The sequence below is a fragment of the Bacillus sp. PAMC28748 genome, assembly GCF_014250415.1.
Taxonomy (GTDB): Bacteria; Bacillota; Bacilli; order Bacillales; family Bacillaceae; genus Bacillus; species Bacillus licheniformis.
This window is the reverse complement of the sequence record NZ_CP060192.1, coordinates 3,110,723-3,135,834: the sequence shown is the minus strand read 5'-3', so window position 1 is coordinate 3,135,834 and position 25,112 is coordinate 3,110,723. Positions and strand designations below refer to the sequence as shown.

The 25,112-nt window shown below is 44.5% G+C and carries 27 protein-coding genes and 1 pseudogene; 10 read left to right on the top strand and 18 right to left on the bottom strand.

The annotated features are described in order from the left end of the window. Positions 1 to 21: 21 nt before the first annotated feature. From H7F26_RS16085 to H7F26_RS16075, 3 genes are all read right to left on the bottom strand, one after another. The gene (locus tag H7F26_RS16085; RefSeq protein ID WP_073425629.1) at positions 22 to 873 is read right to left on the bottom strand and encodes an NmrA family NAD(P)-binding protein; all 852 of its coding nucleotides are present in this window, start codon (positions 871 to 873) and stop codon (positions 22 to 24) included. Positions 874 to 887: 14 nt separating this feature from the next. Continuing rightward, positions 888 to 1,307 (bottom strand): nuclear transport factor 2 family protein, encoded by a 420-nt coding sequence (locus tag H7F26_RS16080; RefSeq protein ID WP_009328444.1) that lies wholly within the window; start codon positions 1,305 to 1,307, stop codon positions 888 to 890. An 88-nt stretch (positions 1,308 to 1,395) separates the two neighbouring features. Continuing rightward, on the bottom strand, positions 1,396 to 1,980 hold the full coding sequence (locus tag H7F26_RS16075; protein WP_003182026.1) for a TetR/AcrR family transcriptional regulator: 585 nt from the start codon (positions 1,978 to 1,980) through the stop codon (positions 1,396 to 1,398). 182 nt (positions 1,981 to 2,162) lie between these two features. On the opposite strand from H7F26_RS16075, the gene H7F26_RS16070 reads away from it, so the two are divergent. The 3 genes from H7F26_RS16070 to H7F26_RS16060 all read left to right on the top strand — a co-directional run bounded on the left by H7F26_RS16070 (position 2,163) and on the right by H7F26_RS16060 (position 4,030). Beyond that, positions 2,163 to 3,422, top strand: a complete 1,260-nt coding sequence (locus H7F26_RS16070; protein ID WP_185855193.1) for a glycosyl hydrolase family 18 protein — start codon at positions 2,163 to 2,165, stop codon at positions 3,420 to 3,422. 111 nt (positions 3,423 to 3,533) lie between these two features. Continuing rightward, complete coding sequence (locus H7F26_RS16065; RefSeq protein ID WP_003182022.1) at positions 3,534 to 3,734, top strand: hypothetical protein; 201 nt, start codon at positions 3,534 to 3,536, stop codon at positions 3,732 to 3,734. Continuing rightward, positions 3,731 to 4,030 carry a spore coat protein gene (locus H7F26_RS16060; RefSeq protein ID WP_003182018.1) on the top strand — a complete coding sequence of 100 codons (300 nt, stop codon included), beginning with the start codon at positions 3,731 to 3,733 and terminating at the stop codon, positions 4,028 to 4,030. Before H7F26_RS16065 ends, H7F26_RS16060 begins: the two co-directional genes overlap by 4 nt. Positions 4,031 to 4,077: 47 nt before the next feature. On the opposite strand, the gene H7F26_RS16055 is transcribed toward H7F26_RS16060, so the two are convergent. Together H7F26_RS16055 and yjiC are read right to left on the bottom strand one after the other, a co-directional pair. Next, the gene (locus H7F26_RS16055) at positions 4,078 to 5,655 is read right to left on the bottom strand and encodes an APC family permease (protein ID WP_011197992.1); all 1,578 of its coding nucleotides are present in this window, start codon (positions 5,653 to 5,655) and stop codon (positions 4,078 to 4,080) included. 125 nt (positions 5,656 to 5,780) lie between these two features. Continuing rightward, positions 5,781 to 6,971, bottom strand: coding sequence for a UDP-glycosyltransferase YjiC (gene yjiC / locus H7F26_RS16050; protein WP_003182014.1), 1,191 nt, complete (start codon positions 6,969 to 6,971; stop codon positions 5,781 to 5,783). A gap of 455 nt (positions 6,972 to 7,426) precedes the next feature. On the opposite strand from yjiC, the gene H7F26_RS16045 reads away from it, so the two are divergent. After that, a complete protein-coding gene (locus H7F26_RS16045; RefSeq protein ID WP_011197991.1) occupies positions 7,427 to 8,443 on the top strand; it encodes a serine hydrolase domain-containing protein in 1,017 nt (338 codons plus the stop codon). 33 nt (positions 8,444 to 8,476) lie between these two features. Next, positions 8,477 to 9,127, top strand: coding sequence for a TVP38/TMEM64 family protein (locus H7F26_RS16040; RefSeq protein WP_003182010.1), 651 nt, complete (start codon positions 8,477 to 8,479; stop codon positions 9,125 to 9,127). Positions 9,128 to 9,175: 48 nt separating this feature from the next. On the opposite strand, the gene H7F26_RS16035 is transcribed toward H7F26_RS16040, so the two are convergent. The 8 genes and pseudogenes from H7F26_RS16035 to H7F26_RS16005 all read right to left on the bottom strand — a co-directional run bounded on the left by H7F26_RS16035 (position 9,176) and on the right by H7F26_RS16005 (position 16,861). After that, positions 9,176 to 9,487, bottom strand: a complete 312-nt coding sequence (locus H7F26_RS16035) for a YbjQ family protein (protein WP_003182008.1) — start codon at positions 9,485 to 9,487, stop codon at positions 9,176 to 9,178. An 89-nt stretch (positions 9,488 to 9,576) separates the two neighbouring features. After that, entirely contained in the window at positions 9,577 to 9,714 is a 138-nt protein-coding gene (locus H7F26_RS22285; protein ID WP_367657763.1) for a hypothetical protein, read from the bottom strand. A gap of 340 nt (positions 9,715 to 10,054) precedes the next feature. Beyond that, positions 10,055 to 10,917, bottom strand: a pseudogene (locus tag H7F26_RS16025) (alpha/beta fold hydrolase). A 116-nt stretch (positions 10,918 to 11,033) separates the two neighbouring features. Beyond that, positions 11,034 to 11,924, bottom strand: a complete 891-nt coding sequence (locus H7F26_RS16020; RefSeq protein ID WP_081365313.1) for an MFS transporter — start codon at positions 11,922 to 11,924, stop codon at positions 11,034 to 11,036. Next, positions 11,845 to 12,408, bottom strand: coding sequence for an MFS transporter (locus tag H7F26_RS22045; protein ID WP_003181998.1), 564 nt, complete (start codon positions 12,406 to 12,408; stop codon positions 11,845 to 11,847). The genes H7F26_RS16020 and H7F26_RS22045 overlap by 80 nt, the downstream gene beginning before the upstream one ends. Positions 12,409 to 12,715: 307 nt before the next feature. Further along, a complete protein-coding gene (locus tag H7F26_RS16015) occupies positions 12,716 to 14,185 on the bottom strand; it encodes a potassium/proton antiporter (protein ID WP_003181996.1) in 1,470 nt (489 codons plus the stop codon). Positions 14,186 to 14,319: 134 nt separating this feature from the next. Continuing rightward, on the bottom strand, positions 14,320 to 14,997 hold the full coding sequence (locus tag H7F26_RS16010; protein ID WP_003181994.1) for a YoaK family protein: 678 nt from the start codon (positions 14,995 to 14,997) through the stop codon (positions 14,320 to 14,322). 448 nt (positions 14,998 to 15,445) lie between these two features. After that, positions 15,446 to 16,861: a flavin monoamine oxidase family protein gene (locus H7F26_RS16005; protein WP_026080856.1), complete on the bottom strand. Its 1,416-nt coding sequence runs from the start codon at positions 16,859 to 16,861 to the stop codon at positions 15,446 to 15,448. 257 nt (positions 16,862 to 17,118) lie between these two features. Here H7F26_RS16005 and H7F26_RS16000 point away from each other — a divergent pair, with 257 nt between their 5' ends. The 5 genes from H7F26_RS16000 (at position 17,119) to H7F26_RS15980 (ending at position 20,620) form a co-directional block, all read left to right on the top strand. Continuing rightward, on the top strand, positions 17,119 to 17,229 hold the full coding sequence (locus tag H7F26_RS16000; RefSeq protein ID WP_011197990.1) for a YjcZ family sporulation protein: 111 nt from the start codon (positions 17,119 to 17,121) through the stop codon (positions 17,227 to 17,229). Positions 17,230 to 17,502: 273 nt separating this feature from the next. Next, positions 17,503 to 18,150: a hypothetical protein gene (locus H7F26_RS15995; RefSeq protein ID WP_003181986.1), complete on the top strand. Its 648-nt coding sequence runs from the start codon at positions 17,503 to 17,505 to the stop codon at positions 18,148 to 18,150. 207 nt (positions 18,151 to 18,357) lie between these two features. After that, positions 18,358 to 18,852 carry an arsinothricin resistance N-acetyltransferase ArsN1 family A gene (locus tag H7F26_RS15990; RefSeq protein ID WP_011197989.1) on the top strand — a complete coding sequence of 165 codons (495 nt, stop codon included), beginning with the start codon at positions 18,358 to 18,360 and terminating at the stop codon, positions 18,850 to 18,852. Positions 18,853 to 19,230: 378 nt separating this feature from the next. Then, positions 19,231 to 19,617, top strand: coding sequence for a (2Fe-2S) ferredoxin domain-containing protein (locus H7F26_RS15985; protein ID WP_003181982.1), 387 nt, complete (start codon positions 19,231 to 19,233; stop codon positions 19,615 to 19,617). Between the two features lie 10 nt (positions 19,618 to 19,627). Beyond that, positions 19,628 to 20,620, top strand: coding sequence for a CobW family GTP-binding protein (locus tag H7F26_RS15980; protein ID WP_003181980.1), 993 nt, complete (start codon positions 19,628 to 19,630; stop codon positions 20,618 to 20,620). Between the two features lie 503 nt (positions 20,621 to 21,123). Here H7F26_RS15980 and H7F26_RS15975 read toward each other — a convergent pair. The 5 genes from H7F26_RS15975 to mutL all read right to left on the bottom strand — a co-directional run bounded on the left by H7F26_RS15975 (position 21,124) and on the right by mutL (position 25,096). Then, positions 21,124 to 21,561 carry a hypothetical protein gene (locus H7F26_RS15975; protein ID WP_011201654.1) on the bottom strand — a complete coding sequence of 146 codons (438 nt, stop codon included), beginning with the start codon at positions 21,559 to 21,561 and terminating at the stop codon, positions 21,124 to 21,126. Between the two features lie 55 nt (positions 21,562 to 21,616). After that, positions 21,617 to 21,865: an HNH/endonuclease VII fold putative polymorphic toxin gene (locus tag H7F26_RS15970; RefSeq protein ID WP_080508521.1), complete on the bottom strand. Its 249-nt coding sequence runs from the start codon at positions 21,863 to 21,865 to the stop codon at positions 21,617 to 21,619. Then, entirely contained in the window at positions 21,862 to 22,389 is a 528-nt protein-coding gene (locus tag H7F26_RS15965; protein ID WP_003181977.1) for a pre-toxin TG domain-containing protein, read from the bottom strand. The genes H7F26_RS15970 and H7F26_RS15965 overlap by 4 nt, the downstream gene beginning before the upstream one ends. Before the next feature lie 181 nt (positions 22,390 to 22,570). Beyond that, on the bottom strand, positions 22,571 to 22,852 hold the full coding sequence (locus H7F26_RS15960) for a putative quinol monooxygenase (RefSeq protein WP_003181975.1): 282 nt from the start codon (positions 22,850 to 22,852) through the stop codon (positions 22,571 to 22,573). A 333-nt stretch (positions 22,853 to 23,185) separates the two neighbouring features. Continuing rightward, positions 23,186 to 25,096, bottom strand: a complete 1,911-nt coding sequence (gene mutL / locus H7F26_RS15955) for a DNA mismatch repair endonuclease MutL (RefSeq protein ID WP_003181972.1) — start codon at positions 25,094 to 25,096, stop codon at positions 23,186 to 23,188. Positions 25,097 to 25,112 lie beyond the last annotated feature (16 nt).

Sequence of the window (25,112 nt, the reverse complement as noted above, 5' to 3'; positions counted from 1 at the left end):
CCGTTCAGCTTCAGGAACGAGTTAAAACAGACGCCAGCGTCCGGTGTGTTCATTAGCGAAATCAGCCAGTGAACGCGGTTTTTTTCCCGTGATGCGTTCCACTGTATCCGTGATGCGGTTTTCTTTGCCGTTCTTGATTTTCTCATCTAATTCCGACATGAAGCCGGCATAATCGGGAGATAATCCTGCCTTTATATACCTTGTTCTCAACGCGGACACTTCGACATTGACATGTCTGATGTCGCGGCCTGCCGCTCTGCCGATGATTGCCGCGGCTTCGGCATAACTCAAGGCTTCCGGCCCGGTCAAAATATGGCTCGTATTATGCGGCTTTTGATCAAGCAATGCGCGCACAGCTACTTCAGCGATATCGTCTGCATCTATAAACCCGACTTTGCCGTCGCCTGATGCGGTGACGATTTCATTTTTCTCCCGAATCGAAGCGCCATGCTGATGGTCAAAATTCTGCATGAAATATGAAGGCTTTAGCACCGCCCATTCAGGAACATATCGCCTGACCGCGTGATGAAGCTTCCCGAAAACCGGTCCATCTTCATCAATAATTGCAGCGCTGAGCAGGACAATGCGGCGGACGCCGAATGCCGATGCCATTTCCAAAAAAGGCAGTACGATTGGCGACGGTTCGTATACACCGACAGGCGCAACCAAATACAATGAGTCCGTGTTTTTTAATGCGTCTTTGTAAGTTGTTTGATCATTCCAGTCAAAATATACATGTTCTGCTCCGGTAATTGCAGGTATTCTCCGGCTTGCGATCCGGACGCCGGCACCCAAATGCACGAGCCTTTTGGCGATTCGGCTCCCTGTCGTACCGGTTCCGCCGGTAATCAATATTTTTTTTCCCACTTTCATCACTCCTTGTCAGATTATAAAAAGGTTTGCAGCTGTCCTCCGAACGATTTGACGACAGTCAAAGGATTCCAATAATCTTTGTAGTGGACAATTTTGCCCGCTTTAAGGTTTACAAGGCTGATGTACTGTTGGTTATAAGGAAGACCCGTCTCACACACAATGCCTTCACATTCAAATTCGACAGCCGAATAGCCCGATTTTGCCGTTTGATGAATAGTCGGCGCTGTAAAGCGGACAATATCGATTTTTTCGGGAAAATCCTTTATATAATCGTAAATCGCTGACTTACCTTCTATTTTTTTAGGAAAACCCGGCGGTGCGTATGGATGCTCAAACACCGCATCTTGATCCCAAAGCTGTATCCACTTTTCCATATCCTTTTCAAGCATCGACTGCAAAAACAGTTCCATCACATCGGTTATCGCACGCGTCATTTTCTTTCCTCCATTCTTTTTTTGACCAATCAGTCTAAAATAGTGATAAAAACGGGCAGCAGCCCATCTCCCCATGACAAACAATATATCAATCAAGAATAGACAGGCTGACATCGATCAGATCCTGAAGGGCATCAAAATCCCCCGTTAACTTCGCCTGAAACGTGAGCGACAGCCGGGTTTGATTCAAAAAACGGGCAACTGCTGAAAGATCATGGAGGCCCTTCTTTAGTTCCCCCTGTGACTGTGCTCGGACAAGCGCTTTGTAAAAGGCGGTTTCCAACTGCTTTGTCTGCTTATCGAAGTATTCGGCAACCTCCGGATCGCGGGGAATTTGTTCAATTGCGCTGTTGATGATATAGCATGCCTTTGAACGTTCGGGGTCTTTCAGAACGTTTAAGCTTTCCTGGAAGATCTGCCGAACCGATTGCTTCACTGATCCGGGGCTTTCAAGCATGGCGATCACTTGCGCATTTTTATCATCTAGATATCTTGTAAGGGCGGCGATAAACAGACCCCTTTTAGTCCCGAATGCATTGTACAGACTTTGCCTGGCAATTCCCAGGCGGCTGAGCAGCTCCTGCATCGACGCCCCCTCATAGCCGAATTGGCCGAAAACCTCCATCGCTTTATGAAGGACGAGAGCGGTATCAAATTCTTTGCTCCTTCCCAAGCCCCTATCACCTCCTTTATTTGAAGGATACACTTTCTAGACTGTTCAGTCAAGAATTATCCGCTTCACGGTTCTATTCACCATTCCAGCTGTAAAAAACGGCGCATGATCCTTCTGCAACGGTCATAGACATAGCATAAAACCCCCTGTCACATACAGAGGAACAAAAGGAAGTGTGCCAGTTGTTTATTTATACAGTCCAGCCGGGAGATTCACTATTTGTCATCGGCGCCAAGTTCGGAATTTCGATTGACCAGATCCGATTGGCGAATGGGTTGATCGCAACAAACATTGTCCCCGGACAGGCTCTTTTAATACCGCTTTATACATATACCGTTCAGCCGGGAGACAGTTATTACACGATTGCCCGCCGGACGTTTGTATCCGTCGAAGCATTGCAAAAAGCAAATCCGTCTGTAACCCCTTCCAATATGAGGCCGGGGATAAAAGTGATGATTCCGGAATTGCCGAAAAAACCGATCACTGCTTTAGGATATTACACACTGAGAAACCCCCGGTTAGACCAGGAATTGATTCATAATTTTGCCCCATACGCCACGTATCTGGCATTTTTTGAATACCACATTTCAAGCGACGGATCGTTAAGCGAGCTGAATGATTCACCGGCCGTACAAACGGCTTGGAGACGGCGCGTTCCTCCCCTCATGACAGTCACCAATCTAACTGAATCAGGCTTCAGTCCGTCTCTTGCGCACCGCGTATTAAATCAGCCTGCCGTAAGAAATCGCCTCATCGACAATATTGTCCAAACGATTTCCAGAAAAGGATATGCAGGCGTCAATATTGATTTCGAACAGATTTTGGAGGAAGACAGAGATTTATTTTCAGGTTTTCTCCGCCTGTTGAAAGAGCGGCTGAAGCCGTCCGGCTATGTGTTGACGATTGCCGTTCCGCCGAAAACAAATGAAAATATCGCCTGGCTGAAAGGGTATGACTATGGCGGAATCGGTGCAGTGAGCGACCTTATCTTCATCATGGCATACGACTGGCACCACGGGACAAGCGAGCCCGGCCCCATTGCTCCGATCAATGAAGTCCGGCAAACAATTCAATTTGCTCTCCGCCATGTCCCCAAAGAAAAAATCGTTCTCGACTTTCCGCTTTACGGCTATAACTGGACCCTGCCCTATCAGCCCGGTGCCGTATACCCCGGAATCGCCAACCAAGACGCCGTTCAGCTCGCCATGAAGCACCAGGCACCGATTCAATATGATACAAATTCTGAGTCCCCTTTTTTCAGATACACCGATGAACAGGGCAGACGGCATGTCGTATGGTTTGAAGACGCACGCAGCATCGGAAAAAAACTGCAGCTGATCACCGAATACGGACTTGACGGCGGCGGCGTCTGGCAGCTCACACTCAGTTTTCCGCAAGGAACATGGCTCTTGACCAAATTCTTTCGCGTCCGAAAAGTCTGACATCATTATGTGATTTATTGTAAAATAACAAACCGAATAATCCCGCTAACGAATTTTGATACTAAAGATGTGTCCTTCACACAATAACAAATTTGAAAGGAATGTTTGCGATTGAATAATGCGATCCATGAAACATTGGAGCTGCATGAGCTGTTAATGTTTAAAAACCTTTGTCTGACAAAGTCATCAACAATGACGGGAATGGTTCAGGATCAAGAGCTTCGCGACATCTTGGAGCGTGATGCATCCCAAACAAAGCATCAGATCGAGCATTTACAAGGTCTATTGTCAGTGAGAGGTGAAACCGTATGAACGAATTCATCCAAAACATGACAGGCATGGGCGCGATGACTGAACAAGTCATTGCCACCGATTTTTTAATCTCGGCAAAAACCGGTGTCAAAAACATTGCCACAGCTATCACGGAAACATCTTCTCCAGAAGTGCGCGAAACGCTTAAGCAGTATTTAAACGACGCGATTGACACCCATGAACAGATCACAAACTATATGATTTCCAAAGGGTATTACCATCCTGCGAATTTATCTGAACAAATTCAGATTGATACCAAAGCTGCCGAAACGGCTAAAGATCTTCCGCAACTGTAATAAAAACGTGTGAATACCCCGCAGTCCATACAGCGGGGTTTTCATACTTAAACGGTTTCTTCTTTTTTCTCATCATAATCAATGACTGCCTTTGGCAGCGCCGTATATTTCGCCCAGTAAAATACCGCAATCGATCCTAGCGCGATCAAGATTAAATCGACCGGCGTTCTCAATAGGCCAAGGCCGTTACCGAATGAGCCCAGAAACGATAAAATCAGGAGCATCACATAATATCCGACGATCCACCAGCTTGATTTAAGCTGCTGTGCAAACGAAACATCGTCCTGCGGAACGTATTTTTTACACGCGCAATAAACAGCAAACATCACAAGCTGTGATCCGAGCAGCCATGACACGGTGTTCCACCCTGACCAATAGACGATATACGACGCAAATATGAAGGAGACAGGAGCGATGACAGCCATTCCTTTGATTTGCAGAGGCTTTTTAAGCTGCTTGGCATTCACATTCAGCGCCGCTGCTGAAACCGGAGCAATCGCATAGGAGAGGATCAGGGCAACAGAGCAAACATTGACGAGCGCGTCCCAAGACGGAAACGGAAGCGTCCAAAAAACGGCGAGCGCAAACGACAGCCACAACGACGGACGCGGAATTCCCGTTGGTTTATTCACCTTGGCAAAGATTTTGAACAATGTGCCGTTCCGCGCCCATGCATAAACCAAGCGCGATGTTGTATTCATAAAAATATTGCCGTTTCCGCCGGGTGATAAAATCGCATCCAGAACGACAAGAGTGGCAAGCCAGCCCATCCCGAGCAGCACCGCGATATCTTTAAACGGAAGAGAAAATTCCCTGCCGATCGCTTTCCATCCGTCATTTAGCATATCAGTCGGTATGGCTCCGATAAACACCACTTGCAGTATCGTATAGACGCAAGCCGAAACAATGATGCAAATCAGCAGAGCAACCGGGATGTTCCGCTGCGGATTTTTCACTTCGCCGGCGACCGAAACGATCGGATGTAGACCGAGGTATGCGAACATCACCCCGCCGGTCGAAATGGATGTCTGAACCCCGCCAAAGCCAAACGGCGCAAATTCTCCCGCAAAGTTCGCCGATTTAAAATGGAATATCAACACGATGATGATTGTCAAAGGAACAAAATACTTAAAAACCGAAATAATTAAATTTGATTTCGCAAACGCTTTGACACTCCAATAATTCAGTAAAAAGAACAAACAAAGCAGCGCAAACTGCAAAAGCCAGCCGATAATCGTCGGCGATTCAGAACCTTTTATCGTCAAACCGGGAAACCAATAGGCTACGTATTGCCTGACAGCCGTCACTTCGATCGAAATCAGGCTTGTATAGGCAACAATCGTGATAAATGAAATCAAATATCCGACAAGGTGGCCGTGGGTATACACCGGATAGCGGATAATCCCGCCCGTCCGCGGCAACGCAGCTCCCAGCTCGGCATAAACGAGGCCGATTAAAAGGATAATGACGCCGCCGATAATCCACGAAAAGCTTCCAGCGGGCCCGGCTTTTGAAGCGACATTGCTGACGGCAAACAGCCAAGCCGATCCGAATATCGCACCCATGCCGATCAAAATCAGGTCAAGCAGAGAGATCGTTTTTTTGAAATTGCCCTGATTTGACAAAACACTTCCTCCTTTTTAATACATTTAATAGAAGGTAGTATGTTCAAAAAGCGCCGCTGTATACTTTTCCCGCTTCCTTACGGCAGCAACAAAAAACCCGGGGATTCCCGGGTTCGTTTAAATGGTTATTTTACTCCTGCGGGTGCTAAAAATGCCTCAATTTCATCTGCGGCTTTCTCGGCCCCTCCGGCTTGTTTAATGTGCTTTTGCATGTCCTGTATCCGTTTCAGGACATGCGGGTCACCATCCGTCTGAGAGACGGCTTCCCGCAGTGAAGCTGCTGTTGTGTCTTCCGGCTGCAAATGCTTGCCAAGCCCAAGCTCTTCGACGCGGCGGGCAGTGATTTCCTGTTCAGGCATTTGCGGAACGGCAACGAGCGGTACACCGGCATTCAACCCTTCCATCGTACTGTTCATACCCCCATGGGTGATGAACAGCTCCGCTTTCTTCAGGATCTCCAGCTGAGGAACGCGCTGATGAATCGAAAAGTTCTCAGGTATGTCATCAAAGCTTTCAGGATCGATTGTCGTGCCAACAGCCATGATAACCTGCCACTTCGTGTCCCTGAATGCTTCTATGCACATATGATAAAATTCCGGCCAGGCATTGAACGCCGTCCCTAAAGATATCAGCATGACAGGACGGCCGCTGTCCGAAATAATCGGCGTTTCTTTTTCCTGAAACTTGCGTTTGGCAAGAGAAGGACCAACAAAAGAGAACCGCTCATCAAACGTTTCGCCGTAAGGCTGAAAAGCACGAGGCATAAAGACAATGTTCAATTTTGCAGGCTCGAACATATCCTCAAAGTTAAATGACGGAAGATTCGAATTTTTCAAAGCATCCTCTTGCTCAGGCGTCAGCTCGATCTTAAACTCTTCAGAAATGGATCTGAATGTAAAATGTTCGTTCTGTGCATATGTAGAACAAAGGCGGACCGCCTCTATTCCAAACTTCTCAGCCAGCAGTTTTCCCGCCATGGCCATAAAGTCAAAAAGGATAAGGTCTGGCTTGTCATTCTCATAGAGCGCTTCAAGCTGAGGAAGAACCTCCTCCATTTCTTTGATAAACATCAGCGGAGCCTGCGACATATCTTTTTTATTTTTCATCAGCTCCCGAATTTGCTGCGGATCGATATTTAAAGTTGAGCGGTAGTTGAGCGGCTCTGCCCCAGTTTCCTCAACAGCCTTCACAAACTCATCCGTCACCGGATATGTTACCCGATAACCGCGTTTGACAAGGCTTGCCGTTAAAGCTAGCGTTGGATTAATATGGCCGTGAGCCGGAATATTAAAAATCGCGATATGTTTATGTCCCATTTCTTAACCTCCTGTTATTTTTGCTTCATGACAGCACCAAAGATTTAAAAATCTCTTTCACTATGTTAAATAACATATTATAGATCATAAAGGAAAAACCCTTCAAAATTAAATTAAAATTAAAAAATACTAATATAGTCCTTTTCCTTGCAAAAAAACACAGAACTTTAGCCCTTAGTTTAAGGCTGTGTACGACTTTATTCCCCTTTTCGTTACTGCCGACTTATATTTCAATCGTTTTATAATAAAAAACATCCGTCAAAACAGCACTCGTTTTAACGGATGTCATGAAATTGCCTTATTTTAAATTTAGCTTAAATTATTCTGCAAATGATGGAAAATACAAAAAAATTTTTATAATGTTATTTTGGTCGCGCTTCCTGCTTCATTTCCTTTCAAAACTATCGTTTATTGTTTTCTTCTTATCATAATTAGATATGAAAGGACTGTTGTTATTGGTATATACAGCGGAACATCTTGATGATTATTTAATGGAACAAGCATCCAACAATCATTTTCACGGCAGCATTTTGCTGGCAGATTCAAACGGTATACTGTTATCGAAAGGATACGGTTATGCCAATTGTAAGGACAAGGTGAAGAATGAACCGTCTACACGCTACCAAATTGCCTCACTGACAAAGCAATTCACAGCTATAGCGGTCATGCAGCTGCAAGAAAAGGGGCTGCTTCGTACAGATGACCCGGTACAAAACTATTTAGAAGGCTATCCGAACGGCGACAGCATTACCATCAAACATTTATTAAGCCATACGTCCGGAATTCCTGATTTTCTAGAGGAAGAATTGCTCGATATTGAGCTGGAGCGCGCACCGTTGGACCAATTTATCAGACGTTTTATTGACAAGCCGCTTGAATTTCGGCCGGGACAAAGGTTCAATTACAGTAATTCAGGATACATACTGCTTACAAAAATCATTGAAACGATCACAAATGAAGCTTATGGAGACGTTATTCAACAATTGATCTTTGACCCTTTAGGCATGAAAAACTCCGGTTTTTTCTCTTCTCCGGAAGATATTTCGCCTACAGTCGGATATTTATGCCTGAATCGTGAAATGATCAAAGCGCCTATCGTATACGGCTACGGGGAAAGCGGGCTGTATTCAACCGTTGAAGACTTGTACTTATGGGACAGGGCGCTTTACACCGAGAAGCTTGTCTCAAAAGATGCTTTGAAAGAAGCCCTTTACAGCCGCGTCAAAAAGCAGGCTTTTGCAGCCGAAGGCCCTTCTCCGGCGCTCATTCAAAACAATTCGATCGGATACGGATGGTTTATTAATCATCAAAATAAGTATAAAATATGGCATGATGGAGAAATCCACGGTTTTATCAGCTCAATTAACCGATACATGGATGAGAAAAAAGTGCTGATTATGCTCAGCAATTGCAACCTCTCAAAAACTGACGAGATTTTGGCACACTTAGAAGAAGCTTTATTGCAAATGTAGAAGCTAAAGACAAAGAAAGGCAGCGGGAGCGGTATGATCAGAAAACTATTCACTATCATCATCATGGCAAGTATCATCGCGGTCGGATTCGTCTGCAAAGATTCCTGGCTCGACGTCATCAGGGACGGAGGCGTTTATTCGGTATTATTCAGCATGCTGCTTGTGGCGGCCTGTGTATTTTTCCCGATCGTCCCGTTTGCGCTCATTGCCGGATTAAACGGCGCCTTGTTCGGAATCGCAAACGGCGTGCTGATCACGCTGACGGGGTCTATGCTCGGCACCATGCTCTTGTTTTTCCTCTCACGTTACGGATTCAGAGACATGGCTCGCAGACACTTAACGAAATACCCGAAAATGAGCGAATATGAAGCGTATTTTAACCAAAATGCTTTTACAGCCGTACTATTGGGCAGGCTGATCCCGGTTATCCCAGCCGTTGTCATGAATATCGTCTGCGGTTTAAGCAAGGTGAAATGGGCTGTCTTTTTTGCGGCTTCGACGCTTGGAAAAGTCCCCAACGTTCTCGTCGTCTCTATCGCAGGTGCCAATTTCAGCGAAAACAAGCTGCTCTCTGTCGGCGTCTACGGCTTATATATGGCGATCATAGCGTTTGTCATCTACAGAAAGTATCCCCATCTGACTCAAAAACATAAAGAGACGAAACAGACAGGGAAGCCTTCTTGACTCGCTGAGGCGGCAACGAGAGCCGCCGCCTTCGTTTTCGATTGCAAGCTAGCCGATTACAACAGCCGTACCATATCCGATGAGTTCGGAGGTTCCCTGGCCTGCAGACAGTTCGAACCTTAGACCGACGATCGCGTTTGCTCCAAGCTCTTCAGCTTGATTCACGAGCCGTTCCCTCACAGCTTTTTTCGAATCCTCAAGCATTTGGGTGTAATTTTTTAATTCTCCGCCAATGACTGACTTCAACCCTGACAGAATATCTTTTCCGATATTCCGCGACTGAACGATGCTGCTTGTGACAAGCCCTTTGACTTCGACAATGTTTTGATTTGCGATTGTATCTGTTGTGACGATGATCATCAATATCCTCCCTTTTCCTAAACTTACTAGCTACCATACCACATTTGCCGGAAGCGTGCAGTTATTTATTCATCATATCGGCTGGATTTTTAAAATGTTAAGTTTTTCATGCAACGTTTCACCATATTGCATAGCCGCATCGTTTCAATCGCGAGTTTAGGAAGAAGCTGCCGCTTGCCGCAAGCCAAACTGCGCCATATCCATTCAGCAGGCCCAAATTGAAATATCCACAGCCAAAGACGACTTCCCTATGGGCTAAAAGAATGCCAAGCAAAGCAAACCCGCGGATGATATCAAGTTTACCAACTCTCTCCCCCCTGGGAAATCGCAGGCAACGGTAATCAATGATTCATCCCGTACCTGTCCCTCTATCGGAATAGATTCTTATACATAAGTTTCCCTTGTGCTCCGAAAACCGGCCAGGGAGGATTTCTCATTCATCTTATTTGCAAGTCTTGTACGACGTTCATCAGTTCTGTTCGGAAAGATCATTCTGCTCTTGATTAAAAAATTGCACTACTTCATTTGCGGGTAGGCTGCGATCCTAAAATTTTATTCATCTTATGATCAAGATGATGTGGTTTTTAAAAAGCTGATGACCTTCTGTGAGACAGATTTACCCTCTGTTCCCAGCCAAATGAGATGACCCCAGCTGTCTGCCTGATAGACTTCTGAAAAAGGAATCAGTTTTTTTGCATGAAAAGCATGCTCGGCTGGAACAACACGATCATATCGGCAATGCATAATTAATACCGGACAAGAAATCTCCTTCAAATGATGGAAAGATAAATCGTCTATATTTTTTAAATCAAGCAAGAACCCTCGACTTGAACGCTGTCTGTTGTTCATTTTTCTCATTTCTTCAATATCTCCCTCCGTGACTTTCAGCATCGCCTGATCAGCAGGAAGTGTAGTAAAGGAGGATAGCATTTTCTTAAAGATCCATTCCGGAAATCGATTGTTAAGCGCCGATATCAGCTTCCATACGGCCTTTTCAACAGGCGGCCGAAAGATGATCTGACCAACTTTATATTCAATATCCTTCGCTGTCAGCCACTGCTTTGTGACAGCGCTTTGCAAAATTAAGGATTCTACTCTTTCCGAGTATTTGGATGCAAAACATATTCCGCTTGGCCCGCCGGCTGACACCGCAACCACATGAACTTTCTTGATATTTAAATGATCAAGCAGTTTCATATGTAATAGCAGGCAAGTTCCAAACTGTCCCCGATTTCTTTCGATGTCCGGCCATACCCTGCACGGGAAGGCGTGATGATAGAGAATCGGCTCTCATAAAGATCTCGATACCCAAATTCCTCGCGGCAATTCGAATGACCTCCGTGCATCACAAGAATCGGCTTCCCTTCACCTACTCGCGAATATTCAATTGTCAGTCCGTCAATTTCAAAGGTGCCGATGCTTCTTTTCATCATTTTCATCCTCTCAAGAAGCTTTACATCAAATACGATTTTCTTTTCATTATGTTTCAGAAAATCGAGTCAGCATAAAAAACGGCTGGGCTTTCCCGCCCAACCACTCGAATATCCTAAGATTTTTTGCGTTTGCAAGTCAATAAATATAGCAATCCGCCAGCCAATACAAAAACTGTGAATATGGCAAACGAGCGGCTGAATACAGCACTCCAGGCATCGTTCATTGCCGGAAGCGCAGAATAGCCAAACCCGTGCACTGCCATCAAGCCTCCTGCTAATGCGACGCCTATTCCTTCAGATAAAAAACAGGCAAAGTTCAGCATCCCCATTCCAGCGCCTGCAGCCTTTTCTTCCAAGCTTTCTGCGGTACTGTTTGAAATTGCCGTTTTCACAAATGAAAGACCGCCAAATATAAACACGAGCATAATCGTCATCAACCATGGTGTCCGGTCGCCGACCTGTGACGCGGCTGCCATGGTTGACAAGATCAATAACCATCCAAGAGTAAAAACAAACCGGCTGCCGAAGCGATCTGTAAGGGCTCCGCCCGCAACGCCGAAAAAGATAACGCCCACAGTGCCCGGAAGTAAGATGCCGCTCCCGATAGTATCGGCATTTAAGCTAAACAAGACTCTCATCATATAAGGAACGACAGAGACGATTCCCGCAACGCTTCCCAATACAGTACATCCTGCCAAAACGACGCCTATATATCGGCGATTCTTTATTAAAGAACGGTCAATAAACGGATGTTCTGCATGTCGGGTATGAACTGCAGCTCCAATCAAGCAAAAAATGCCCGCCAGTAAATAAAAGACATGATACAGCGATATATATACAGCGAACATCACAATGCTGATTGTCAGCAGTCCGATCCCAATGATATCCAGGTTTGCTTTTGCAGCGGCTTCATCAGGCATATTTCTAAAGAAGAAAGGAATCGCCATCAGCACTGCCATCGGCAGAATAAACAGAAACGACCAATGAATATAATGTACAATCAATCATTCCGCCGATGGCCGGACCTATTCCCTCGCCCATTGCCACCAGTGATCCGACAATGCCGAATGCTTTGCCCCGGCCCTCCGGACGGACATAGCGCGTGATGATGACCAGGATAAGCGCGGGTACAGCGGAAGCCCCGGATCCTTGAACAAAGCGCGCAAAGATCACAGCCGGGAAATAAGCTTGAGCCAACAAACCCATAAATGAGCCTCCGCCATAGATGAGCAGTCCGGCCACAAACAGCTTCCTGACGCCGTACATATCAGAAAGCCTGCTGTAAACAACTGAACCGGCAGCAAAGGAAATGATGAAACTCGTATTCACCCAATTTGCCGCCGCAGGCGACACGCCGAATTGATTTTTTATGTCCGGCAATGCAACATTAAATACGGTTTCGTTCATCACGCTGAAGAAAGCGACAAAGCTAAGCCACCAAAATGCCTTCTTTTGATGTTTAAAGGTTTGTATTTTACTGTTTTTCAATTGAATGATACCCCCAAAATTAAAGGGGAATCACGCAGTTTATAGGGTTAATGATGCGCTTTCCCCTCGAATGTTAACCCACTTATTTTTTTGCACTTCATCATTCATGCGCCTCCTAATATTTGATTTTTAAATTATAAATGGATATGAGCAATTGATCAACAAAGGTCTAAATGTCACTTATCATATAGCTGAACTTCCACATGGCAAAAAAAGGCCAATGAAGAATACCGGTGCAGTACCCTTCATTGACCTTTATTCGTGACATACTGAGCAAGTCTGCCTTGTACTGTGCTTTTCCGACGGCTTAATCAAATTCTCTGTTTAAAAATTTTTTCAGTTCCTTCTTTTGTTTTTTCGATACGAGGATATATAAAATATCGCCTGGTTTAATTTTCGTTTCTCCATGCGGCGTGACCAAATCCCCATTTCGGATGATCGCATTGATCAGGGCATCTTTTGGAAAGCTGATGTCTTTCAGCATCTGCCTGGTAATGGCTGCTTGGTCATCGACTTCAAATTCGATAATTTCGGCGTTCGCCTTGCCGATGGAAACAAGCTCCAGCGAATGCGGCGCTTCTACTTTCTGCGGTCCGTTCAATTTCAATTTTTCTGCGAAGACCGATATGGTTGACCCTTGGATCAAAGCCGATGTTAAAACGACGAAGAATACGACATTAAAGATCAATTGGCTGTTTTCAAGCCCCATCGTCATCGGAAATGTTGCAAGAACGATCGGGACTGCCCCTTTTAATCCGGCCCATGATAAGAAGATTTTTTCGTTAAAATTAAAGCCCATTTTGATGGTCGACAGAAAAACGGCAACCGGCCGGGCGATAAAAATTAAAATCAGGGAAAGCAAGAAGCCCTTGAAAATAATATCGAAGGATAAAAATTGGGCAGGAAAAACCAATAATCCGAGAATGATAAACATCAAAATCTGCATCATCCAGGCAAAGCCTTCATTAAACCTGAAAATGGAATGTCGGTAAGTCAAATCTTGATTTCCGATGACAAGCGCGGCAATGTAGACGGCCAGTAAGCCGCTCGCCCCGATGACATCTGTAAGACTGTAGGTAAGAAGCGCAAAAGCAAGAGCGAAGATCGGATAAAGTCCGCTCGAATCCAAGTTGATTTTATTGATGGCAAAGCTGGCGAACCGCCCGAGTAAATATCCGAGCAAAAGTCCCATTCCCATCTGCCAGAAAAATGAAATAACAAGCATGAAATAAGATGAATGGTCAGCCGTCAGCAGCTGGATGAGCGATAAAGTCAAAAACATCGCCATCGGATCATTTGTACCCGACTCTGCTTCTAGAGTGGAGCTCAATCTGTCTCTAATATTCTGGCCTTTCAATACGGCGAAAATCGCGGCTGCGTCTGTAGAGCCGACAATCGCTCCGAATAAAAAGCCCTCCATCCAAGAAACATTAAAAATCAGCTTGGCGGCAACCGCAACCACGCAGGTGGTCAGCAAAACGCCAATCGTCGCGAGCGACAATGAAGGAACGGCGACCGCTTTGACCGAAGACCACTTTGTTTGCAAACCGCCTTCAAAAAGGATGACGACAAGTGCGATAATTCCAATCAGCTGGGCAAGCTCGGGATTATTAAAATAAATAATTCCGAGACCATCGCTCCCCATGATCATCCCGACAATCAAGAACAATACAAGGGCGGGCACTCCGAGCCTAGTCGAAAATTTCGTTGTCAGTACACCGATAATCAGCAATAAGGCCGCTAATAAAATAAACTGCTCCATATTAATGTGTTCCAACCATTTATCCTCCTCCCAATCTTAAGCGATACTGGTGCTTTTCCCCGTCCTATTACCCGGACTTGCACCTTCATAAAACATATGTAACAATCGATGGTTCACGAATGCCGGTGTATAGAACCGTCCTTATCTGGTCATCCCTCACTCTTTCCGTGAAACCTTGTGCCTGCAACCGCAATAATACCGATAATGATAACGATCGGAATCCAAATCACAACAAACGGATGCTCAGGTTCAGCAAGTGCGGCAATGACAGCCCCCAGGCAATAGAGCACAATCGTCAAAGCGCGAAGCCATGCGTCCTTATGGATGACCTTTTGGTTGTTATTACTGAGGAATCGTTTTGTCACATCTTCGAAAAAGTTTGCCAGCGTCCCCGTTAGGACAGTAGTGGAAATCCCTGCAATGCCGAGCTTTCTGGCTGCCGTAGTCTGAAGCCCCATCGCAATGCTTAACAGCAAGATTAAAAGGTGCGGCGAACTTTCAAAGAAAGTCAGGCAGGCAAATAGAAGCAATACGGCTGCTTCCACAGCAAGTGCAATCGTGACGCCTGTCGGCCAGAACGATTTTTCCTGTTTTCCGACAATGGCTGCTGATATAATCACGCCGATGATAAATCCGAACAGTGCGATCAGCGAGTACACGGCGGTCGCATGAAGAGAATTGCCGATTGATAATCCTAACAGTACGATGTTCCCGGTCATATTAGCGGTAAATACGTGACCGATACTTAAGTACCCAATCACATCTACAATACCTGCTGTCAAACAGAGAAGCAAAAGCATGATGTTTCGATCACGAGCAGCATTCAATGTGATTCAATCCTTTCTTAGCTATTCTGCCCGGCAGAATGTTAAGTCATTCCATCCGGTATGTCATGAGCCTTTCCTAAGGGAAAACTCGTTTTGGGGGCTTTTTTTGTTGTAAGAAAAAGGAGGGTTCTTAACGAAAAAATGCGGGCAATCCGATCATTCACCTCAGCAAAACACTTTTTTGCTTGTCGAGTTACATCTGCAATTCAATTGTATCATAAGCATTAAAATTTTTTATAAATGAAGTTCTTAAAAACTTGTTTTTACGAATGGAAACACTTCTTACTGTTGAGGAAGCAAAAACAAATTTACATCCCCTCAGAAGGCGGAGTTTATTGGAAGATCCGTCTGTTTAACTCAATAAAAACGAACAAGCCGCTTTTTAACAGCGACTCTTCCCCATCCCTTAAAATCGGTTCTTTCTATTAAAATACTTGCAAAGTTCATGTTATACGCGGGAGGCCTGATTTACTTCATACGCCGCCCGTATTCCCGATTCAATCGCTCCCTGCATCCACCCATGAGTGAGGGAAGCGTGTTCCCCGGCGAAATACACCCTTCCTTCAGGCATCGGAATATAAGGATACAACTCTAATTCCTGCCCTGGTTCGAAAGCTGTAAATGCTCCGGCTGAAAAAGGATTTTGCGTCCAGCTGAAAGAAGCGCCTGATACAAACTCAGAATACACGATATCTCCATATATTTTCGCTAAATTTTTCAGCGTATAGCGGATCCGCTCTTCTTCAGGCTGACTGTCCCATATTAGCGCTTCATCAGCCCACGTATAGCTCGCTAAAATGACAGCATGCCCGTGTCCTCCTATGCTGCTAGGGTAGTATGAAAAGCGAATCGGCAAATCGGTAATCGATCTGCCGCCGCGCTGTCCGACTCTTTCCCAAAACCTGCTCTTAAATTCGATTCCTATTTTTGTCGCCGCAATATAGTTAAGCTCCCGAATCGCTCTCCGCTTTTGGTAGGAAAAGGATTCAAACGGCTCAAATGCCACAAATCGCAATGCTGAAAAAGGTATTGTTACGATCGCGAAGTCACCTGTCACCGCTGAATGTTCTGCCGACTGCTGGTGAATGCAATGGGCTGTTACACTGTTTTTAGTTTGAGACATTTTCATCAATTTTTGACGGAATAAAATATTCCCCTTTAATTGCGGAAGAAAAGCTTGCGTCAACAGGTCCATGCCGCCTGTAATCTCATAGAAGCGAGTCGGCGATGTAAAAAAAATCGATTCCCGCAATACTTCGACAAGGGACAATCCCATGTACGCTTCCATGTCCAAAAGCACACCAATCATATCGATGGAACCGCTTGAAAAATGAGTGTTGAGAAAAGATCCTAACGATTCGTTCCTGTATTGTTTTTCAACAATACGCCAATTTCTCGCCGGATCTTGGCTGATAAAATTGAGGATAGGCTGCAAAGCAGAAAGCATCAGCTGTTCTGCCGTTTTTCCCTGCTCATGGGGAGCAACAGGGAACCTTAAAACGCCCGGATTTTTTTCAAACTCATGAAGACGGGTTTTCACGCCGTTGACGTAAAGAATATCCATGGGGGTTCGGTTGATAAACACATTGACAGGCAGATTAAACTTCTTAATATATTCCATCGTTAAAGTATGGATATCGGGGATGCGCATCGGCCCGGCATTGAAATACAACCCTTCGCTAAAGGGCGCACGGGAAGTAAAAACACGCCCTCCCGCTCTGTCATTTGCTTCCACAATCGTCACTCTATGCCCGGCATTCTTTAATAAAGACGCTGCGATAAGTCCGGACAACCCGGCACCAACGATCATCATATGCTTAGGGTACTGTGCCGTTTGAAGACCATTCCTGATGATACGAAGCATGTCTTTTTCAGTTAATTGAAAATTCAATTTATTCAGCGCCCTTTTCGGTGGATTTATTGCATTATATTCCGTTTAAAGGACGCCAATCACCATTTTCATCCTCTCTGCACGAAGTCCTCATGATAGTCGGCTCTTCATCTGAGACTCGCATGAGGGTGAAGTTGGTTCAACTATTTTTAAAAATGTAAATCAATATCCTATACCAAATTTATAAAGTGACATAGGATAAACTATGTCTCTTTAGGGAGGTGAAACATATGAGCGGAGGTTACGGACACGGAAGCGGTTTTGCTTTAATTGTTGTTCTGTTCATTCTCTTAATCATCATCGGCGCCAGCTGGTTCGGCGGTGGATATGGAGGCTACTAAAAAGTTCGTTTTAAAAGTCAGCAATAACTTATGACCTTCTCCTTATTTTACATGTTCTCCTCCTGCTTACCGTTGTTGACTCCATCATGAAAGGCTCTTTTTTAAAAAAGAGCCTTTTTTTAATGCAATACAGATACCGAACCTCTCCTGCTGCTGAATGTTAATAGAAAATTAATGTTTTTTTCAAAAAGAGACATGATTTTCATTCTATTAATGCTATTATTTTTCCATCCTATTAATAAATAGGAAAATTAAGAGAGGGAGTGTTGTTATATGTTTAAAACTAAGTTCAAGAAAACAATTGGGATTGGACTCGTTGCCGCTGCCTGTTTGATTTCCGCGTCGACGGCAAGCGCTGCGTCGCAAAATGAAAGCGATGTTAAAGTGAAACTGGACGATCAGCAGCGGAATCAATATACGGTCAAATCTTTCCACTACTTAACCGTTGACGGAAAAAATGTGGATTCGCCGGCTCAAGCCAACGCCAAATCCGTCAGAGATGTCAAAGTAACCATGGTTCTGCCCAAGCAGAATAAGAACGGCGATTTGCTTGCGTATGGATTTACGAGCAAGGTTACTTTAGAAGCCTTTATCGCGAAAGACAAGCAGAGGCTTGAGAAGCAATTCAAACCTTCTGCCAGCGGTCCCTGCTGTACCGATTTCTATGAATATAAAAATAAAGGCGGGCAGTATATTTACTGGAGAGACGGATTTAAAAACTTGCCATCCAGCTGGAATGACAGAATTTCATCGTTAAGTACGGCGTCTCCTTCATCAAGCTATTCAACGACGCTGTGGGAGCATACTTCAACTCAAGGATACGGCAAAGGCGTTTTGTTTAGACATTCCGATTGGTACGGCAAAACTGCTAATATGGCTTCTGATTGGGACAATAAAGCTTCGGCCATCGATATCAAGTAACGGGAAATAGAAACATTTATTCAAAGATGAAGTGTCAAAAAAATAGAGAGCAAAGCTTAGGCCTGCTCTCTTTTACCCTGTCTGTTGCCAATTCCGCTTAGATCCGTCAAGCAAACAATAACGAACGCGCTTTCAAAAACTTGCGGACAATTTAGTGACCAACTTATCATATGATGCTGCACTCGAAGTCCTTCTACGGAGGAACTCATGCATAACATAAACATTCGAAAAGCTATTTCTGCCGATTTGCCATTTATCTTAACTATTTATAATCAGGGCATTGAAGATCGAATTGCGACTCTGGAGCAAGATTTAAAGGAAATGAGCGATATCGAAATATGGTTTCAGGAACATCAAGGGCGCTATTCTGTCCTTGTGGCCGAATCAAAAGGAGAAATTGTAGGCTGGGCTTCTTTGAACCCGTACTCCCACCGTTGTGCTTATCAAGGTGTTGCCGACCTTTCTGTCTATGTTGATCGTGCATGCCGCGGAAAAGGAATAGGCGGCCTCCTTCTTCAAGCTCTAGAAAAAACAGCTAAAGAGAATAGTTTTTATAAAATCGTCCTCTTTACATTTCCCTTTAACGAACTTGGGCAAAACCTATACAATAAAATGGGCTACAGGCAAGTTGGCATCTTTAAAAATCAAGGAATTTTAGATGGACGTTTTATCGATGTAATGGCAATGGAAAAATTGCTATAGATAAAAAACCCCTTGATTGCTCAAGGGGTTTTTGCGCCAAGGTGCGGCTGGATAAAGAAGCTGCACAGATCTCATTGGCACCGTTTAACCTCTTCTATTTGCGTTTGACTTGAAAAAGAGATAAAATGATTTTCAAATCGTAATAATTACGTTTTGTTGTAGTATTGAAATAACCAAAGGCGCAAAAGAAGGCTGAAATATATGGAGCTTTTCGAAAGGAGTGAAATACTGCGGATGTTGCCGGGGCCGTCTCCCCGTTATGAGTATCACCTTTCGGACAGTGATCGACCGGGGCGCCTCTATATTCATTCTCAGTTCTTTATCATTTTATCGCTTACAAATCGGAATAATTCTGTTTTATTTGGAGGGAAGATACATATGGCGACATGGGATTTAAGTAATATGAAACATCATATTTTTATCTGCAACGGCAGCAGCTGCAATCGGGCCGGAGCTGAGGAACTGACTCAAGTGATTCGGCAAGAAATCTCGGACCGGGAGCTTGATGATTTCATTCATACAACGCGCACGCGGTGTAATGGAAGGTGCCAAGATAAGTGCGTGGCCATCCATTACCCGAGAGGAACTTGGTATAGAGATTTAAAACCTGAGGATGTCCCCCTCCTGATTGACTCGCTTTGTACCAATGAAGATTATAAAGAAAAAGCAAGCCATTTGTATGACGGCCAACGCTTCGAACGTTCATCCGGCGTCATCTCCGGAGTTCCAAAAGAAAAAGTAATCAAAGTATCGAAAAAATTTTAAATGGAGTCGAATGATCATGCCTATAACTAAAAAGAAAATTCCTGTCGCTATTCTCACTGGGTACTTAGGCGCCGGGAAAACCACACTTTTAAATCGAATACTTACAGAAAAGCACAATCAAAAGATCGCGGTTATTGTCAATGAGTACGGAGAAGTCGGGATAGACAACCAGCTTGTCGTTGATTCTGAAGAAGAAATTTTGGAAATGAACAACGGCTGTATCTGTTGCACGGTCCGCGGAGATTTGATTCGCATTCTGAGAACGCTTGTATTCTCAATGGATCAAGGGAAAGTTGCATTTGATCGCGTTTTAATCGAAACAACGGGACTGGCTGATCCTGCCCCCGTTGCCCAGACGTTTTTCATGGATGAACTGCTATCCGAAATATTTGAAGTTGACAGCATCGTCACGGTAGTAGACAGCAAGCATGTCACCAGACATCTGGATGATCAGGATGAAGCGCAAGAGCAAATCGCATTTGCTGACGTCATCATCCTCAATAAAACAGATTTAGTATCGAATAACGAGCTGAAATCCTTGGAGCAAAGACTTGTCAACATTAATCCTACGGCTAAGAGGCTGTATGCCAGAGATTGCAAGGTCAATTTAAGAGATATACTGGGGATCAATACGTTCGACGTCAATCGAAAAATTGAAATCGATCCTCATTTTCTAGAAGATCATCATCACCACCATCACGATGATAAAGTGTCTTCTATCGCTTTTCGGGAAGAGAAGCCTCTTGATTTGGCAAAGGTGGATCATTGGATGAGTTATCTCGTACGGGAAAAAGGAGAAGATTTATTGCGTTATAAAGGGATCCTTTATATTAAAGGCGAAGAATATCGAATCGTATTCCAAGGGCTTCATATGCTGTTTTCAGGACGTCCGGACCGGAAGTGGAACGAAAACGAGAAAAAACAAAGCGAACTTGTTTTCATCGGAAAGGACTTGGACAAAGAGGAACTGGAGCGGCAATTTAAAAATTGCATCGCAAAGTAACTCTTTCTCGCTTTGTTGGCTCTCTCTTTGCTTAACAGAAAGACCCGAGATTTGATTTTGCGAGTCTATTTCAAGGGCAAAATCAGTTTTTAAGCAGGTTATTTGCCTGCTTTTCTTTTTGTTCTTATAAGGACTTCCCTGCGTCCCCTGACTATCGCGCGCAATCCTGCATAGACTCCAGCCTCCAGCCGTTCCTCCTGTGAAGCTGACGACCTTCATCATCATTCGATACATCCGAGTTCACACTTGATAAGGGAAAGGTGCGTCTCCCATTCTGGCCAATAAAAAAGCGGCCACCAATCAGCTGCACAACATCCATATGCAAAAGGTCAGTGTCCGCAGGCTCTCCTTCTTGGACTCGATATTCACGTTCGTTTTTCTTGTCTCTATCGTATGACAAAGTGGAATAGAAAAAGTCCCCCATTTTATCCCCCTTTTTGTCGGATTTGAATATGAAAAAACCTTGATAGGCAGTTGCCAATCAAGGTGTTTAAATAGTTCTCTTAGTTATTCTTTTTAATGTTATCAAGACTACATTTTCCAATATGGATCTCGTATTGTTGTTCTTCAAAAAATATTTTTGCAATCATTCCTGTAGATTTATCAGCAATTAGGAAATTATCAGGTTCTGACATTTCCCAAAGCTCATGAATTGCTTTAGAATAGTCTAAAACTCGAACATTTGCCCACACTGGTTGTAAACATTTGGGAACAACGATAAACCACTCTTTTTTTTGTTTAAGGAAACTTAGGGAATTTTCTATCCATAAAATATTGTTTTCTTTAGAATCCCCAATTAATTTATAATAAGTTGGTTTGGAATCTATTCTTCGAAATTGTTTTAGTAATGGCTCGAACAAGTCTATCCAAGGAGAATCAAACTCTTCAAAATCTAATAGTTCTAAGCAAGTAAATTCCTTCATCGATTTCCTTGCATTCATTATCGCTTTTTTTGTTTAATAATTTCATTACGAGACGACATAACTTCCTCACCTTTTATTTATAGTATATATGGTGGTCTCCATTAGGACCGTATATATTAGTATATCTCTCTTTCTTAAAGTCATAGTTGAATTGATTTGCCTCTTTGTCAGGCTTACCTGCATGTGCGTGTAATCTGTTATCGTTAGTATGGGTAACAACCACTCTTAATCCTTCAGGAGTTTCGTACTCATAGTAACGTCCATGATGGGTTGGATTTGAACTATATTTATAGTTTTTATAGTCTACACCCTTCTTAGTTATATCATCGCCAACCTGCCATTGACGTGTAGGTTGTTGCCAGCTAAGTCTTTTGCCTGATTGAGAGCTTGTTTTCTATTAATTTTAGGCGTAGCATTAGCACTTCTCTCGGCATTCGAAACCCTTTTCGCCGTCTTCGCACCTTTAGTGGCTTTGAAAGCATATTTCCCTACCTTGACTACTTTAGTAGCGGGTATGACAGAAACACCGGACAGGATACGGTCAGTGACGGTTAGTTTTTCACCAGTCACAGGGTCAACACCTGTTATCGCTCTATAACCATCATAACCACCGGACAATTCCCCAACTGTGTCTTTAGCCCAATCAAGAGCTTTTTCAATGTTGCTTTTCTTCACTCTGCTTTCCGGTATGCGACTGACAAGTTCGTATTTCACTTCACCGCCGGATATGTATTTTCGGACAATTTGACCGTTTGAATAAAGCATGTACGAACCGCCGATGAAGTCCTTGCCTGTACCGATTTCATCGGTGACATCGACAGAACCGAGCTTTTTGTATCCCTTCATATCATGCAGTGAATCAAATCATTACAGTACCTCGGACAAAAAAATTTTCTAATCACTGCTATGAATAATCTGATGATTTCTAAATGAAAATGATGACTGTTGGCAGCGTTGGACAACAATCCTCCAACAATTTTCCACTCGATTACGGGGGTTAATTTTTCGTCATTGAATGTTTCGCGCTTTAATCATTCACATTGCTTTTGATTAACCATTCTACTTCTGTTAATTGTTGATTTTGAACATCTTTTGTGTGTTTTTTCGTGAAATGGGCTTTAACAGCTTCTTCGTTTTCCCAAATCTCCCAGAGCATTATTTTGCGCTCCGACGGTTCAAGCGGATAAGCATGGAATTGAATACACCCTTCTTCTTTGTTCGTTTTTTCCTCAAGTGTTTTGAATTCCTTCATTATTTCATTAAGGTCTTTATCGCTGATGATGTTTAAGCATGCCGTTATGTAATGCATCAAAATTCCCCCTCTTCAAGTCATTTCGTGGCTTTTCATTATAACATTTTCTAGAAAAATGAAAACAGCTGCGAAATCTGACTAATGGTTGCCTATGAGACCTGATCTCAAAGAGAAGCCCTCTTTTGGTTATCCAAATTTTCTTAGAATTATAGCTTACAATCATCCATAAAACAGAATACCCGGACGATATACGTGCCGCTTCCTAATTGTCTTCTTACAGACGGCAAGATTTAAAGCAGGCCGTCTAGTGTTAATGCGGTCAAAATGTGGTCAATAAAATCAAAATCGCCCACAGCCATTGATATACCAAAGGTTGTGAGCGATTAAAAATTACATTACCCGCTTAAACATCTTCTCCATCTCATAGGTGGAGTAGTGGATGATGATCGGCCGGCCGTGCGGGCATGTGAAAGGGTCGGATGTTCTGCGCAGCTCATCGAGCAGGGCGGTGATTTCGTCGTCCCGCAGGTGATGATTGGCTTTGATGGAGCCTTTGCAGCTCATCATGATTGCGGCTTCTTCGCGCAGTTTTTTGATGTCGATCGTGCGGTCATCAAGGACCTGCTGAATGATGTCTTCAATGATCGTCGTTTCTTCCCCTTTCGGAAACCATGTCGGGTGGCATCGGACGATATAGCTGCCGGCGCCGAACGATTCGAGAAAGACGCCGACTTTGGCTAAATCGTCCAAGTGCTGGTCGATCGTCAGCGCTTCATTTTTTGAATAATGGAATGTCAGCGGCACAAGCAGGTCCTGGACTTCCGATTCGACTTCCCCGACTTTTTCACGGAAATATTCGTATTTGATCCGCTCCTGTGCGGCGTGCTGATCGATGATGTACAGCCCGTTTTCATTTTGGGCAAGTATGTAGGTGCCGTGCATTTGGCCGATCGGATACATGATCGGCACCCTTTCTTTTGGCGTCTCTTCGTCCTGGACGTTCTCTCCTGCCTGTTCCGGTTCTGCTTGTACGGCCGGCGCGGCTTCAGGCGTATACTCTTCAGCTCCGGGCCATTCAGGCTCGGTGTCCTGCATTACGTTTTCTTCGCGCTCTACGGGAGCGGAAGGCGGCGGGTCTTTGACAAGCGAGCTTAATTTCATCGCCGAAAACGAAGGCTCCGGCTTATACTCTCTTTCAACATCAGAATCAGAAAGAGGTGCCGGTTCTCGTACCTGGTCGAAATCAAGCTTTTGCTGCTCTGGTTTATTGATCAGAGGTGCGGTTTTTTTCGGGACCTGCACGCTTGGAATGAGCTGCTGCTGTTTAAAGACGTCTTTGATGGCGTCGCGAATCAGCTCGTGAAGCTCCGTCTCTTTGCTCAGCCTGACCTCCAGCTTTGACGGGTGCACGTTGACGTCCACAAGGAGCGGGTCCATGTTGATTTCAATGAACGTGATCGGATGGCGGCCGATCGGAAGAAGCGTATGGTAGCCCTCGTGGATCGCTTTTACGAGCGGGAAGTTTTTAATGTATCTGCCGTTGACGACAGATGACATGTAATTTCGCGAGGCGCGCGTAATTTCAGGAAGAGCGATATAGCCCTTCACTTCAAAGTCAAGAGATCTCGCTTCAAGCGGGAGCATTTTTTTGGCAACCGCCGTGCCGTAAATCGCCGCAAGCACGTGGCGGACATCGCCGTTTCCGTTTGTCTGCAGAAGCGTTTTCCCTTGATGACGCAGCCTGATCGAAACTTCCGGATGGGCAAGGGCGATTCTGTTGACCACATCTGTGATGTTGCCAAGCTCGGTATGAATCGTTTTCATGTATTTCAGCCTTGCCGGCGTATTGAAAAACAGGTTGGTAACCGTAATTTCGGTTCCTCTGCGGCTTGGCGCTTTTTGCTCGGAAATGATTCTTCCCCCCTGCAGCGTCAAATGGGTGCCTGCCCCTTCTCCGGTGCTCGTTTTAATGCTTAAGTGTGAGACAGACGCGATACTTGGCAAAGCTTCTCCGCGAAATCCGAGCGTTCTGACGCGAAACAGGTCGTTTTCGTCTTTGATTTTGCTTGTGGCATGACGCAAAAAAGCCGTTCTGCAGTCTTCTGCGTCCATCCCTTCGCCGTCGTCAAGCACTTTAATCGAGGCGAGACCCGCTTCTTCAACATCGATTTCAATCACGGAGCTGTTCGCATCGATTGCATTTTCGACAAGCTCTTTGACGACCGACGCCGGCCTTTCCACTACTTCACCCGCCGCGATTTTATTCGATAAATCGTCAGGCAGCTGAACAATTTTTGCCAAGTTGGCTCACCTCTTT

Coding starts and splice junctions, on each gene's coding strand:
- H7F26_RS16005 (WP_026080856.1), bottom strand. CDS start 16,861: ATGCTTCGTATCATCAGGAATGGTCTTCAAACGGCACAGTACCCTAAG.
- H7F26_RS15960 (WP_003181975.1), bottom strand. CDS start 22,852: ATGCATTACATAACGGCATGCTTAAACATCATCAGCGATAAAGACCTT.
- H7F26_RS15975 (WP_011201654.1), bottom strand. CDS start 21,561: ATGAATGCAAGGAAATCGATGAAGGAATTTACTTGCTTAGAACTATTA.
- H7F26_RS16040 (WP_003182010.1), top strand. CDS start 8,477: ATGATCAGAAAACTATTCACTATCATCATCATGGCAAGTATCATCGCG.
- H7F26_RS15995 (WP_003181986.1), top strand. CDS start 17,503: ATGTTTAAAACTAAGTTCAAGAAAACAATTGGGATTGGACTCGTTGCC.
- H7F26_RS15985 (WP_003181982.1), top strand. CDS start 19,231: ATGGCGACATGGGATTTAAGTAATATGAAACATCATATTTTTATCTGC.
- H7F26_RS16060 (WP_003182018.1), top strand. CDS start 3,731: ATGAACGAATTCATCCAAAACATGACAGGCATGGGCGCGATGACTGAA.
- H7F26_RS15980 (WP_003181980.1), top strand. CDS start 19,628: ATGATCATGCCTATAACTAAAAAGAAAATTCCTGTCGCTATTCTCACT.
- H7F26_RS16080 (WP_009328444.1), bottom strand. CDS start 1,307: ATGACGCGTGCGATAACCGATGTGATGGAACTGTTTTTGCAGTCGATG.
- H7F26_RS16000 (WP_011197990.1), top strand. CDS start 17,119: ATGAGCGGAGGTTACGGACACGGAAGCGGTTTTGCTTTAATTGTTGTT.
- H7F26_RS15990 (WP_011197989.1), top strand. CDS start 18,358: ATGCATAACATAAACATTCGAAAAGCTATTTCTGCCGATTTGCCATTT.
- H7F26_RS16085 (WP_073425629.1), bottom strand. CDS start 873: ATGAAAGTGGGAAAAAAAATATTGATTACCGGCGGAACCGGTACGACA.
- H7F26_RS16035 (WP_003182008.1), bottom strand. CDS start 9,487: ATGATCATCGTCACAACAGATACAATCGCAAATCAAAACATTGTCGAA.
- yjiC (WP_003182014.1), bottom strand. CDS start 6,971: ATGGGACATAAACATATCGCGATTTTTAATATTCCGGCTCACGGCCAT.
- H7F26_RS15965 (WP_003181977.1), bottom strand. CDS start 22,389: ATGAAGGGATACAAAAAGCTCGGTTCTGTCGATGTCACCGATGAAATC.